The organism is Ruminococcus sp. YRD2003, from assembly GCA_900109435.1.
Classification (GTDB): domain Bacteria; phylum Bacillota; class Clostridia; order Oscillospirales; family Ruminococcaceae; genus Ruminococcus; species Ruminococcus flavefaciens_G.
The window spans coordinates 1-13,825 of sequence record FNZT01000009.1 but is presented as its reverse complement, the minus strand read 5'-3'; the positions used below and the strand labels follow the sequence as shown (position 1 = coordinate 13,825).

Sequence of the window (13,825 nt, the reverse complement as noted above, 5' to 3'; positions counted from 1 at the left end):
CTGACGAAAAATCTGTCGGCGCATCTCCAGCACAAGCTTTGTGCGGTATTGCCTTAAAAAAGCCATAGAGATCACTTCTCTATGGCTTTTCACTTATTTGAGAACAGATTCCTGAAGTGTGAAGTGCATCGGGATGCCCATGTTCATGCGGATGTTCAGCTCGCCCTGTATAAGCGGCAGGAAATAGTTCATCGCTGCGTCCGTGATGTTGTTGCCCTCGGCGTTGATGTACTCGCGCGGCAGGAACTTCTCCTTGTTCGCGATCTTCGACGCGTCGGCTGCCTCGATAACGACCGTGTACGGCATATCCTTCACGCGGCGGAATGCCATCATCTTGCCCGTCTTGCCTTCAAGCGCACACCTTACGCCCGCTGCTCCGACTGCCTCGGATTCGTCTATGTCCGTGCGCGAGCAGAGATGCGACGAGCAGCGCTGCATTACGTTGAGCTCGATAGAACGTACCTTGCAGCCTATCTGCTCACGTACCTGCTCCTCAAGATACTTGCCTATGCCCGAAAGATATTTGTGACCGAAATTGTCCACAACTCCCGACTGCACGCCGTCGGGTACTTCCATGCCCTCCGATACCGCGACGATGACTGCCTTGTGCTTCGCCATCTGGCTGCGGACATCGTTCATGAACTTGTCAAGCGAGAACTCCGCCTCGGGAACATATACGAGATGCGGAGCAGACTCGCCCAGTGCGTGGAGCACCGCGCTTGAAGCCGTCAGCCAGCCTGCGTGACGTCCCATGACCTCCACTATAGTCACCGATGGTATACTGTATACCGAGCTGTCGCGGACTATCTCATGCATGGTCGCGGCTACGTACTTAGCCGCCGAACCGAATCCAGGAGTGTGGTCGGTAACACAGAGGTCGTTGTCGATAGTCTTGGGTATGCCGATGACCTTGATATCTATCTTCTTCTCGGCAAAGTACGACGAGAGCTTGTCCACGGTGTCCATTGAGTCGTTGCCGCCGATGTAGAAAAATGCTCCGATACGGCGCTGCTTCATCGTCTTGACTATCTTCTTGTAGACGTCCTCGTCCTCCTTGTAGTCGGGCAGCTTGTATCTGCATGAGCCGAGCACCGTCGACGGGGTCTGGCGCAGAAGCTCCATGTCGTCGTTGGTGTTGATGAAGGTCTTGAGGTCGATGAGGTGGTTCTCTATCATGCCCTCAATTCCGTTCACCGAGCCGAATATTGCGTCTATTTTGGGCTCCTTGAGTGCCTCGCTGAATACGCCCACAAGTGAGGCGTTTATCGCGCAGGTGGGACCTCCAGACTGCGCTACTGCTATGTTCATCATTTTTTTACCCTCCGATGTCAAAATACGAACTTATACCTCATTATAGCATACGACCGTAAAAAAATCAACATCTATATAAAGATATTCCTACTTTTTTGCAAGGGCTCTGCCTCCTGACTCCGCCGCGGCTCTGTCACGGACCCTGCAAAAGGCACCGTCCCTTGTGTCCCCTAAAACGCGCTGCTGCTCGCCGAGTAGCACTTTCCCGCCTGCGAGAATAATATGTAATGTGCGGAGGTCATCTGCACGGTGTCCTCCCGCAAATCTCTATAGGAGGAATCAATATGGACCTTAATCTGTTCAGCAATATAGACGGGCTCGTTCTGCGCGAACAGGGCAACTCTATCCCCTTCGCCGACCGTTCCGAACGCATGGACTCAGCTCCGCAGACCAATTTGTCCGCCCAGCCTCAGCTCGCTATGGCTTATGTCCCCTTCCAGCAGTGGGGCGGTGCTATGGAGCCTGATAAAGCTCTCTCCTGCGGCACGCTCTTCTCCGACCTCGTCTTCCCTTTCGAGAGAGGAGGCGGCAAATAATGGACCCTCGCTCTTCTCTTCTCAAAAAAATCAAACAGTATGACTTCACCCTCAAGGAACTCAACCTCTACCTCGACACTCACCCTAACTGCTCCCGCGCTCTCGCGATGTTTGACAAGTACAGGAAGCTCCGCGAGGAGGCTGTCGCCGATTATAACAACAGGTTCGGTCCGCTCACTCCCGAGCAGAACCGAAACCTTCAGAACTGGGACTGGGTCAGCGACCCCTGGCCCTGGGAAAGGAGCTAAGTTATGTGGCAGTATGAGAAAAAATTATCATATCTATGTTGTACATATAAGGATGAGGGAGTGTTGTTGAATGGCTCAAAAAAATGAAATAGTATAACAAAACGAGCCCCAAGGGAATCCCTCGGGGCTTGCTTCGTATGTAGTATCAATCAATGAGTATCTCCATATTTTTCATATGCGAGATGTCCTGGCCCGTGAAGCCTAAGCTGAAAGAATTGCCGACAGCAGAGCAGGTGATGAACATGGTTCGCGGTACAGATATCGAACTGCCGTGCCTGCTTGCAATGTGGCTGTCTCTTCGTATCCCTCCCTGTCCGCCATTGTGATACAGGCACTTTCGAGTAATCGAAGGTGCCTGTTTTTTTGCATAAGGATCCGGCAGTTCAGCTTTGGCTCCTCCTGATTGACTTTTCCTCCCTGCTTATGGTATAATGATAACAGAAGCGGCTTGAACAGCAGTCCGCTTTGACACAGCTTACTTGTTTGACATTCGGGTGACCCATGATATTCGGATAGCAATACAGCTTTTTCGTATATTTCGGAGCATTTGCCGTACTTCTGACCGATACGTTGCTCGGTCAGATAAAAAGGAGGCTGCCATGAAGCCAAGACAAAGATTATTTTCACATTCATTAAGGACCGAGATCACATTTACGATGCTTTGTGTGATCCTGGCTTCTCTTGTAGTCACTACGCTGCTCAGTGCAGTCTTTATCCGCACGACCGAGAGCCATAAATCAGACCGGCTGCTGCAAATGCTGTGTGCATCGGGACAGCGCAGCCTTGATTATTATTTCGACAGCGTCCAGAACTCGGTAACAAAGGTGACGACCTTTGCCGAGGAAGACCTTGACAGCGTAAACAGCGAGGAAGAGCTTGCTGCGCATATAGATAGAATCCGGGAATACTTCTGTATGACGGCTTCCAAGACCAAGGGCGTCCTGACCTATTACTACCGCATAGATCCGTCGGTCTCGTCTGAGATAAAGGGCTTCTGGTATATAGACCTGAACGGGCAGGGCTTCGAGGAGCATGAAGTGACCGACATCACACAGTATGACGTGGAAGATACCTCAAAGCTGGTATGGTTCACCGTCCCGAAGCATGAGGGGAAGCCTATCTGGCTGCCGCCGTATATCACGGATAATCTCGATGTCCGCGTCATCTCCTACGACGCACCTGTTTACTGGAAGGGACAGTTTATCGGAGTTATCGGCATTGAGGTGGACTACTCTACAATGGCAGAGGAGATCAACAGTATCCGCCTCTACGACAACGGATATGCATTTCTTTGCGATGCTGACGGTAATCTGTTCTATCATCCGCATATTGATGTGGCGGATCTGAGCTCGGGATCCGAATTTGAGTTCCCCTACCGTGAGGGTGACGAGAACAAAGTGATCCGGTATGCTTATCGCGGAGAGAAAAAAGAGGCAGTCTGGTGTACTTTGGGCAACGGCCTGCGCCTGAGCGTCACCGTGCCCGTTTCTGAAACGCAGGGCGAATGGAAGGGGCTTATCCTGAATATCTCGCTGGGAGCAGTCGTCGTGCTCATCGCGGCAAGTCTGTTCCTGATGTATTATACAAGGCGCATCACAAAACCGCTCGAACAGCTTACCGCCGCAGCGGAACAGATAGAACGCGGAAACTACGAACTTGACCTTATCTATGACGAGGACGACGAGCTCGGCAGACTGACGAGGTCGTTCAAGGATCTGTCCGGTACAGTGAAAGCGCATATCACCGATCTGCACGAGCAGGTATTCCTCGACGCGCTGACAAAGGTGAAAAACAAGGGTGCCCTTTCAAACCGCCTCGACGTAATGCAGGAAGCTATCGACAGCAGAGCGCAGGAACAGGAATTTGCTATCGGTGTATTCGACTGCGATCAGCTGAAGCTGATAAATGACCGTTACGGACATGATAAAGGTGACATTTACCTGAAAAAAGCCGCGCATATCATCTGTGAGGTGTTCAAGCACAGTCCTGTGTTCCGAATGGGCGGAGATGAATTTGCCGTGATCCTTGAAAATGAGGACTATATGGACCGTGACGCGCTTCTGGAACAGTTCGACAAGACTGCGGAGACGGTCAATGAAGCTGCCGCTGAACCGTGGGAAGAGGTACATATCTCCAAGGGCTTTGCTGTTTTCGCCCCGTCGGAGGACAGTGCCGTGACAGACGTGATGCAGCGTGCGGATCAGCTTATGTATGAGAACAAGCGTGAAAGGAAAAAGCAAAGGAAGCATTAAAGGAAATATGCTATGACCGCACCGGTCTCACACTGATTATACCTAATAGATAAGCCTGTATTTAGCGAAAATGCTGAATACAGGCTTTTTGCTTATTCTTGCAGTTCAAACTGCGTATTTAACGTTAATACCGGATCACGGTTTGGCTGATAAGATGTACGAGCAATAGGTCACCTTTCTATTCGCTCACAAGAAAGAATTCGGTGAGTTCCCTTTCAGCCTTGTCGAGCTGCTCCTGTAGTCTGATGACCTCCTGCTGCTTCTTGAGGTATTTTTCGCTGATCTCTGTCACCGCTTTCTACGTTATATTTTAGCATAAAAAAGCAGCGATCGCAAGAGCTGCGAGTGTGTGCAAAAAATTTTATATGATTTTCACGGAGAGATATGGTAAACTGTAATTACAGCCGGAGGAGAAATAAACTATCATATCTATGTTGTACATATAAGGATGAGGGAGTGTTGTTGAATGACTCAAAAAAATGAAAAAGTATAACAAAACGAGCCCCGAGGTTAACCTCGGGGCTTGCTTCGTATGTAGTATCAATCAATGAGTATCTCCATATTTTTCATATGCGAGATGTCCTGACCTGTGAACGCTATCTGCATAAGCGCATAGGTAACGTCTGCGGCAATCTTTTCTTCCTCCTCCTTCGTGTGCTTGGGAATGTGACATATGACCGTGGCACCGCTATATCTTGTTTTCAGGACAGCGATAAGCTCGGTATCTGTCTCGGTCTCACTTATAACGTCATACTCTGAGCGCTCCCACAGCGAGGGGAGTTCCTTCTTCTTAGCCATATTAACAGCTCCTTTCCGTTAATTCTATGCGGTATCGCTTGTACCGCTTGACCTGCTCCGACTAATTTAATATAATATGTATAGGTGGCTCCCCGAAGGGAGCCGCCAGTATTAACAACCATAAAGCACCTTGAACTTCTCGTAGAAGGGTGTCTCGACGAAATCGACCACTCTGCCTTTCAGTGTGATAGCTTCATTCTCTCCGGTCTCCTTGTTGTAGCCATCGAATTCAAGGATGGTATCACCAGCCTTGAATTTGTTGAAGCCAGCGTCAGCAGCGTTGCTGTAACCGAGCTTCTGCGCCACTCTGTCCTCAGACTTGCCGGGACGGCAGAAGCTCTTGATATTAGCCTGCTTCATTGTGTCCAGATGTGAACTACCTTGATTGAAGTAGTCTTGACTGGCGCCGATTAGAGCGGTATGGAACTTACGTCCCTGTTTTACTATTGTCTGAAGCGGTGAGCCCGTGCTGAAATCCTGATCTATCAGCTCATCGATAGCTATAGAAAGGAATCCCATATCGTGGGACATCTGCCAGTTAAAAAGCGATCCTACCATCATATCGAGAAGCTGATGCGTACTGTCACCGACCTCGTTACCGAGGTTGACAACTATGATTTTGCGTTCATTTAAGAATAGTTCATCCCATGTCTGCTCATCGTATCCTACCTCCCTGATATCATCAAGGACGGATTCGATACGATCTGCTATCTCAGCACCGAAAGCACCATCTTGCTCCAACTTAGAGCAGAGGTCGTTAAGGCCGACGGAGCCTTCTTTATCTGTGAGATAATCAGACAAGAAGCCTTTCAGCTTTCGCGATGTACACTTGTCGATAGCGCCTGTAGCAGCACGCAGAACGCTAAAGATAGCCCTCTTTTTATCGGGAAGAGTTTCACAGCCTCTCAGCGAGCCGAGGTCAACAGGTATCGGCTCCTTACTTGCACCAACGTTGATGAACTTGAAGAGCTTTTCAACAACCTCTGCGGGGAGCATCTTCAGGAGCTTTTCCTTCGTGTAGCTGCCGCTTACATCGAAAACAACCACTATATGACCGAGCGAAAACAGCATAGGCAGTATCTGTGCGATAGCCCAGCTTTTGCCTGAGCCTGTTCTGCCTGTGCCGAAGTAGATATTACTCTCTTCATTGGCATAGCGGAGCATCTTGCCAGCAAACCTTCCGTCAACCGTCTTTATCAACGGCAGGAAGCCTTCACTCGGTATCTCCTCATACTTAAACAAGTTTGCCTCTTTGTCGATGAGATCGAAACGCTGGCGGTTCTCCTGTGTGAGCAGTGTGTACTTTATAGCATGGACATATAACGGGTACGGCGTTCCGTCTGAGGTTATCGCTGCAATTCGGACACTTTTCTCACTCTTTGCATTGTGCGGAAGATATCCTCCACTGTAAAGAGCAGCAGTCAGGCTATCTGTATCAGCGATAGAGGTCATTTCATCCTTAGCAATGTCATAGCTGTCTGCCGTCTCAACATAGATCCGGCGTTCATCCTTATCAACTACTATCGTGTGACTGCCCTTATCAAACGGAGTTGTCTCTTCCTTCAAGATCAAGCGATAACAGCCCTCAGCGATCTTCTGGTTGAGAATCTTTCCGTACTCGGAACAGATAATATCATACAGCGGCTGTACCTCCTGCTCCTGCGATCTGAGCCAGTCCACGATATATTGCTCAATATCAGAGCTGAAAAGCGGAGAATACCATTCGTTGTATATTCGCAGAGCCGTCATAAGCATGATATAAGTATTATGCTTGGATGAAGGGAGTGCAGTAGGAATATTGTTTTGTATCTCATCGACGTGCTTGTTAAAAGCTTTGATGAAATTGCCGCAGTTGCAGCCATATTCGGTCCTGAGAATCATATTCGCATCCAAGCGTTTGAGTGAGGTTCTATACGTCTCAACCGAATACTCTGTTGTCGTATCGCTGAACTTAAGTACACATCGCTTATCCGGCGGAATATATATATCAGCCCATTGTGATATGAGCGCCGTAATATGATGTGCGGTCTTATCATTTCCACCCGCGCCGCTTGTATCGTTGATGAACATATCATAGCCTTTCTCCGCCTTCTTTACCTGATCGGCAGCGTATACATCCACTGCTACCACAACGCCATCATTAACGGTCTCCAAATCAAACTTTAAAGACCTGATATTCGGGCCTATAGGTGGTGCATCGAGAGAGTCATACCTTGTGTTCTTCAGTATAGCTACTGACAGAGCCACAGGAACTTCTGTCGATGGTTTTACAATCAAGGTATTGTCCGAATAGACATCCTTCTTAGCAAAGAAGGATGAGTGCCAGCTCCTCAATCTGTTCAGGAGCATAACTTGCAACTCTTTTTTTCCTGTAAACAACGGAGCCAGTATAGGAGTCACATCAGATGTGCCAATATCCCCCGATGCTGGATATTGCCTGCTTGTAACAGCAGTCGGAAGAAATGAGTATATCTCCTTACGAAGCATTCTCGGCGGTGAAAACCTTGTCTTTCCGTCGAGGCATCTCGAGAAACCTTGCCGCTCCCCAACATACTCTAAGGAATCGTGTGAAGGAACTGCTATTCGCTTACCTATTATGTATAATAGGAGCTTGCCGACTTCCTTGGAATCACAAGCTGTCTGTCCCTTGAGCTGAGGAAAACAACTAAGTATGCGCTCGGGAGTATATTTGCTCCGCGGAATAGCCGCTGTCGCTGCCGGAACATTGATTCCAGGTGTGTAACCTACAACGAGATTGTCAAAACCCGAAAAGTCATTGTTATATACTTTAAGCCAATTTAACTTAAAAGACATAACAAAAGAGGCTGAAAGAAATTTGCCTTTTCTTAGCTTCATCTGGAACCAAATCGTCCCTTCGTTGTCACTGACGTAGAGGTCCTGTGTCAGCCGAGAGATAAAAACTGGATTCCTCAGAAGATCAGCCATGTTGTTAAACTGACCGGAGATCTTGTTAAGATCCTTGTCGCGGATTGTTAAACTCAATCCCAGACTCTTCTGAAGACTTATCAGTTGAGCTGCGGTTTCCATCGCAGCTGTGTACTGTGCATCAGGATTTGTTACCTGACTTTGTTGTTGTGCCGGAATTGGCACAGATGAGGGGATACTCATAACGCCCCATCCTCCTTTAAAATATTTTTCATTAGCCCTTGACTGCGGTGATGAAATAAATCAAATTCCTTCATCAGCTGAAAAAGCCCCTTTTTCAATCTTCTCAGGCACTGACTTTTTTCAGCACCGCATTTTCAAGCAATCAGCACATTTTTTGGAATCCGAGTATTGCCAGCTCCATTTCAACGTGCTATAATGTGATTGTATTTTTCGAAAGAAGACGAGACGGGACTTTTCAAACTTACATCTTGTCTCATCTTCTTTTAGCGAGTATTATATTGCTTGAACAACATTTTGGGAGGTATTATAATGCCAGGAACAGAAATATCCTTTGCAGAGTATGCACAAGCATTCTATGAGATCTTTTTTTATGACAGTAAACCATCAAAGGCTCTATTTATGAAAGAATTTCTAATAATTGGGCTGAATGATTATCAAAAAGAAACCATCAATGATATATTCCCGACGATAATAAACGACAACGGAAAACGCATTATAGAAAAGAACAAGGCCGATCGACTACGAAAATATCTCCGAGGTGAGAATGGTATCAGTGACCTCGTCAGTGAGATTGGATACAAATTCGACTCAGAATTCAAGAGGCGCTATATTGACGAATTGCAAGAATTTGATGAATCGAAGCTGATAAAGTTTGCTCGCAGATATCAACTTGAAGTTGATGAAGATGATGTTGATAATGTATCGGAAGCGATTGCTGAGTTGTATGTTTCAATAATTAAAAATGTATCAACTAGAAAGCGTTCAAAACCTATTATTTCAGAAGATAATCTTAATTTAGATAAGAACAGCATAGTTCTTTCCTACACGTTTACTGAGCCTGAGAAACAGGCACTTATCAACATATGTGGATTGCTCAAAGATACGTTGAAAGGCATAAAAAGTCTATCCCGAACTATCAGTGACAAGCAACATGAACTAACTAAGCTTAATGACTCTGAGAAAGATAATCGCTGGAAAAAGTATCTTGAAGCCGAAATCTCATCATATGTTAAACAGTTTGACAAAGCCTTCGCAAAGTTAGAACAACTATGCGCTGATTTGTGTGCCCTACTCGAGCTAAAACAGGATATGGATGAAGAATATCCTAAATTGATCTCGTTTTCAAATAACATCAGCAATAGCAAGTACAGATTGATGTGCCGTGACGGATACGACTATGATGCACTTTGGCGGTTGATATCTCAGATTGATAAGAGCATTGATAATGTGCTTAGCACTATAGATAAGGGTTAAGTCTTTCAGTAGAGCATGGTCTATTGACATATCCGAAAACTGTGTCATATAGGTTGTTTTCAGGCTTTTGCAATATTGCAATGAGAGCGAATACCCTATTGAAATATAATTGGAGCCGGTTACCCGGCTCCGTCTCATTTATGTATACTTTCTTTCGTATTCTTTGAGTCTACGGTAGAAGGTGTTGGCACGCAGACCCATTTCTTTCTGGAACCATACAGCTGTAATAGTGCCAGACTTCCACTGCTCATACAGTTGTCCGAACTTTACCCAGTCGATAGGTAGAGGCTGCCGACCTTTATACTTTCCCTGAGACTTGGCAATGGCTATCCCCTCACGCTGACGCTGTAATGTCTGTTCTCGTTCCAGTTCGGAGAGCGCTGCGAAGATAGACAGCACAAAGCGTCCTTGCGGAGTGTTGGTATCGATGTTCTCCTTGCTGCTGACAAGAGTAACTCCTTTTTTCTGGAGAACGTCTATAATATTGAGCAGATCCCGGGTGGAACGTCCGAGTCTGCTGATGCTCTCAATATAAAGGGTATCTCCCTCGCGGACATATTCAAGCATAGCTTTCAGCTCCGGACGGTTGGCGTTCTTACCGGACATCTTCTCAGCGAACACACGCTCTACCTGATACTGCTCCATGATAGCTTCCTGTCGTGCGGTCTCCTGATGTTCGGTAGAGACACGGATGTATCCTATCTTACCCATCAGAACGCTCCTCCATAGCAGCTCTCATACAGGCTTTCTCCGCACATATACTTCACATCCCTGAGAGCTTCATGGAGCAGGTTCGTATCCACAAGCATCTCCTCGATTTCATCGCAGGTATAGCCATACTCGAGCAAAAGCTCTACATCTGCACTGTCAACTCCATAGCAGCCGCAGTAGGCGAGAAGCATCTCTTCGTGTATATTATAATAGGAAGAGTCATCGTACCAGCTCATGTACTTGGAGCGGTAAAGCTTCGGTTCAAATTCCGAGCGTGTGATATCTCCGGTCCTGTCAATACGAATGATATCGCCCTCATCTGTTTTGATCCGTTCATTTGCGAACTTGTGAAGTCCTATACGTTTCAAAGCGTTCTTCATGATACTTTCAGTGGAAGCGTATAAATACAGCCCAATATCCTTAAAGTGCAACAGACACATGGGATTGCTGCCCTTGACGATATACAGGCTATTGTTATCATCAAGAACTGTGAAGGTGAAGTTGCCCTCGACCGTTTCTGCCATATATTTGAGACTTTCGAAGTCGAGCTTGTTCTGCTGCTCTATCAGCTGACAAGCTGCGTAACTATCTGTCTCGATGTGAGTATCGGGGATAAGCTTGTTCCTCCTCAGTTCCTTATCATTCATCAGGACTCCATTGTGAGCAAAGGCAAATGAAGTATCCCCTGCATGACCGAGGAACGGATGATTATTATAATTGAACTTCTCATTCCCCTGCGTGGTCATTCTGGTATGTCCCATTACAGCTCTTGTGCCATCCGGCGGGGTGAAATGAAGCTTATGAGCAGGCTTTGGACGCTTATATATAACGATCTTATCATCGTGGATATAGCTTATCCCCGATGCATCTGTGCCTCTTTCCTCAGCAGCATTTGCAAGTGCCTGAGTGAGTTTTCTGAGAATCCTGTGCGGGACGATTCCCGCATAATCTGTCCATCCAAACAAACTACACATAGAATCACTCCTCCTCTGAGCCGTCCATCGCATTCGAGCGATATATGTAGGGCGGCTGATACTCCTTGGCGGTTTCCTTGAGTGCTTTCTCTAATTTGCCGACCAGCAGGGTCGCTACAAGGAAGGACGCGAGCTTAAGCGCCTCAGTTGCGGGGCTTGCTGTCGGGATAGCCTTGATGATCTTGTTGAATTTCATTTATATATCCTCCTCAATATTTTCAATTTCATTTATGTAGAGTCTGCGCTCCTTCAGATACTGGATGAGCTCAGGTGCAGTTATAGTTTCAACGAACTCACTCCACGACAGTTTCGCAATATCCTCCTCGGTGTTAGTGATAGCCAGGTCGCAGATAGCGTTGACAAGTTCCAGCGCAGCTATCAGTGTATTGTATTTGAGTGTACCTCTGAACAGACGGAATTCGATAGTTGCCCAGTTCATGAGATTGACGGCCGCATACCTCCCGTTGTTGCCTTTCTTAGCCTTGTCCAGTATCTCACGTCCGGTCTTCTCGTATCCGTATCGAGCCGCCCAACGATTCATACTATATTCAGAACGACGGCTGAATTTGAGAAGTTCATTCCAGTGGAGCTCCACGAACAAAAGAATGTGCCCAATCACGAGTTCTTGTTCCTCACAAGTATCACCAAGCGAATTACGATTGACATGGATGTGAAGTCCACAGGTAGATGTCTGATGGCTGCGATATCCCAATGATATAGCCTTTTTCATCAGTTCCTCCCAGCAGAACTGCTTGTGATATTCCAGGGACATCGGGTGCGTGACTAACTCAATGCCATCGTCAAGAGAGCCGTCACCTTTGATGTAGATATGCTCATTATCCTTATTGGCGATAGAGAGTATTTCATCCGCATTATCGCTGTCCTTACCTGCTCCGTCAATCTCCAACTCAACGCCGAAATATCGCTTAGAATCGCCATAGAAAATTGGCTCGGGTTTGTAGCCATAATCGTGGATACTACGCAATTTATCGACTTCATCCCTGTAGCACTCACCGCAATAGTCATATCCGTCAAGATGATAAGCATCATCTTCATGAAGCAGTGCATCACAGCAGGAGCAGCGAGTATAGTGATTCTCATAGCAGTGGTGGCAAAGGGTGGTGTACTCGTCCCCGTAGCTGTCGTCCGTCCAGATGACCGAGCCACATCTGTCACAGGTTGTTGTGTGGTTTTCGTAGCAGTTCATGCAGACTATCTCGCCATTTACTTCCTCATAATCCTCGTCCTCGCCGATAAGTGCTCCGCAGTGAGAGCAATACAGCGCGTTCTTCTTGTTATCTTCCATTGTAAAAAACCTCCATAAATAGAAAGAAACCAGCCCCCGAAGGGGCTGGAATTAGTGGTTAATATTCCTCTGCTAAAAGCATCGTACTGTGTGTGTTGTCGTCAATGATATACAGCTTCGCGGTGACAGGTGACTGTACCGGTATCAGGTACTGCATTCGGTATGCTGGCTCCTCAGAAGTATGTGTGACTGACTGTAACCGACCAACAGGTTTCAGATTAAACACCTGCAGGTAGTCACGCGGAGCAGGCATGCGTTCCACACACTCCCATAGAAACAACTGTAATTCAACGGGGATAGTGCTGTCTACACCGCAGGTCAGGTAGCGCTGTTGATGTGCCATGAGACTTTCCTCCTTTCATAGATTTGATAACCTCGTGTGCGGTATCATATTAATTATATATATTTACGAACTCAAAAAAATCTCTGCAAAGACAGTTGTTTACGAAAAATAAAAATTCCGATTTATAACCGCCCCATTATGGGGCGGCATTCGGATGTATTAAAAAAACCTGTAGCTGCCAAGTAATTTTGGTCACAGGTTTACATGCACAAAACACTATACGTACTGTATTAGCACTGAGTATTGGTCTTATTATTTAACTGTAAAGAAATAGTACAGATCTCACTTTTTTTTCTCATTTTTTTCAAAAATGCAGGCAGCAGTGAAAATTATCATAGAATAAATCATTGGTTTTCGGGAAAAAGAAGAAATCCAACGAGTGTGTTTTTGCGAGTGCCTGCAATTCTATTTTTTTCTTTATGAAAAGAGAAGGTTAGCGAATGATACAAGTGGTTATCATATCTGCTGTAATAATACTATTTGTACTTTTTGGCTGACGTACTATATGATAAATATGTCGGACATTCTTACTTTTCTCCTGTAAGATATATTATTAAATATATAATATATTATAATTAATAAATATAATATATTATGTACTGATATCATGAAAGGAAGATAGTAGAATATTAAACATTATTGAAATCATAAGTATGGAGGTACAATTATGAAAATAAAAAAATCAATTTGGATCTTTGCTGATACAATTGCAGACATAGAGCAAGAAGTAAAAGATAGAGGATCTACCTTTCCTCAAATAGCCAACGAACGTTTGAGACAACGTGGCGACACACAATTACCAGAAATAATGTTCAGAACCCAATCCATCATTAACCTGTGCCGCGAAGGCAGAATTGAAGAAGCTCAGAAGGAGGAAAATGAACTGTGGAAATTATTAAAATAAAAACGTACACAGGCTGTACCGATGACTATTTTGAAAACATCGTAAGATACCCATCCAAC

General features: G+C 46.0%; 13 protein-coding genes. 5 read left to right on the top strand and 8 right to left on the bottom strand.

All coding sequences use genetic code 11. The annotated features are described in order from the left end of the window. Positions 1-93: 93 nt before the first annotated feature. Entirely contained in the window at positions 94-1,308 is a 1,215-nt protein-coding gene (locus BMX22_RS08240) for a 6-phosphofructokinase (protein ID WP_074742150.1), read from the bottom strand. Positions 1,309-1,595: 287 nt separating this feature from the next. Here BMX22_RS08240 and BMX22_RS16105 point away from each other — a divergent pair, with 287 nt between their 5' ends. The 3 genes from BMX22_RS16105 to BMX22_RS08225 all read left to right on the top strand — a co-directional run bounded on the left by BMX22_RS16105 (position 1,596) and on the right by BMX22_RS08225 (position 4,347). Continuing rightward, entirely contained in the window at positions 1,596-1,847 is a 252-nt protein-coding gene (locus BMX22_RS16105; RefSeq protein WP_074741997.1) for a spore coat associated protein CotJA, read from the top strand. Beyond that, entirely contained in the window at positions 1,847-2,095 is a 249-nt protein-coding gene (locus BMX22_RS08230; protein ID WP_074741996.1) for a spore coat protein CotJB, read from the top strand. Before BMX22_RS16105 ends, BMX22_RS08230 begins: the two co-directional genes overlap by 1 nt. Positions 2,096-2,694: 599 nt before the next feature. Further along, the gene (locus BMX22_RS08225) at positions 2,695-4,347 is read left to right on the top strand and encodes a sensor domain-containing diguanylate cyclase (RefSeq protein WP_074741995.1); all 1,653 of its coding nucleotides are present in this window, start codon (positions 2,695-2,697) and stop codon (positions 4,345-4,347) included. Between the two features lie 540 nt (positions 4,348-4,887). Here BMX22_RS08225 and BMX22_RS08220 read toward each other — a convergent pair. Then, positions 4,888-5,145 carry a hypothetical protein gene (locus BMX22_RS08220; protein WP_074741994.1) on the bottom strand — a complete coding sequence of 86 codons (258 nt, stop codon included), beginning with the start codon at positions 5,143-5,145 and terminating at the stop codon, positions 4,888-4,890. 111 nt (positions 5,146-5,256) lie between these two features. Then, a complete protein-coding gene (locus BMX22_RS08215; RefSeq protein ID WP_074741993.1) occupies positions 5,257-7,494 on the bottom strand; it encodes a hypothetical protein in 2,238 nt (745 codons plus the stop codon). Between the two features lie 1,089 nt (positions 7,495-8,583). Here BMX22_RS08215 and BMX22_RS08210 point away from each other — a divergent pair. Further along, the gene (locus tag BMX22_RS08210; RefSeq protein ID WP_074741992.1) at positions 8,584-9,528 is read left to right on the top strand and encodes a hypothetical protein; all 945 of its coding nucleotides are present in this window, start codon (positions 8,584-8,586) and stop codon (positions 9,526-9,528) included. Between the two features lie 138 nt (positions 9,529-9,666). Here the strand turns inward: BMX22_RS08210 and BMX22_RS08205 are convergent, their stop codons facing one another. Genes BMX22_RS08205 through BMX22_RS08185 form a run of 5 tightly spaced genes read right to left on the bottom strand, consistent with a single transcriptional unit; the run spans position 9,667 to position 12,862 of the window. Further along, complete coding sequence (locus BMX22_RS08205) at positions 9,667-10,239, bottom strand: recombinase family protein (protein ID WP_074741991.1); 573 nt, start codon at positions 10,237-10,239, stop codon at positions 9,667-9,669. After that, a complete protein-coding gene (locus tag BMX22_RS08200) occupies positions 10,239-11,213 on the bottom strand; it encodes a class II glutamine amidotransferase (protein ID WP_074741990.1) in 975 nt (324 codons plus the stop codon). Before BMX22_RS08200 ends, BMX22_RS08205 begins: the two co-directional genes overlap by 1 nt. Before the next feature lie 4 nt (positions 11,214-11,217). After that, complete coding sequence (locus tag BMX22_RS08195) at positions 11,218-11,409, bottom strand: hypothetical protein (protein WP_074741989.1); 192 nt, start codon at positions 11,407-11,409, stop codon at positions 11,218-11,220. Then, positions 11,410-12,519, bottom strand: coding sequence for an amidoligase family protein (locus tag BMX22_RS08190; RefSeq protein WP_074741988.1), 1,110 nt, complete (start codon positions 12,517-12,519; stop codon positions 11,410-11,412). It lies immediately after the preceding gene. A gap of 58 nt (positions 12,520-12,577) precedes the next feature. Beyond that, entirely contained in the window at positions 12,578-12,862 is a 285-nt protein-coding gene (locus tag BMX22_RS08185) for a DUF960 domain-containing protein (protein WP_074741987.1), read from the bottom strand. A gap of 667 nt (positions 12,863-13,529) precedes the next feature. On the opposite strand from BMX22_RS08185, the gene BMX22_RS08180 reads away from it, so the two are divergent. Beyond that, complete coding sequence (locus BMX22_RS08180; RefSeq protein ID WP_074741986.1) at positions 13,530-13,766, top strand: hypothetical protein; 237 nt, start codon at positions 13,530-13,532, stop codon at positions 13,764-13,766. Positions 13,767-13,825 lie beyond the last annotated feature (59 nt).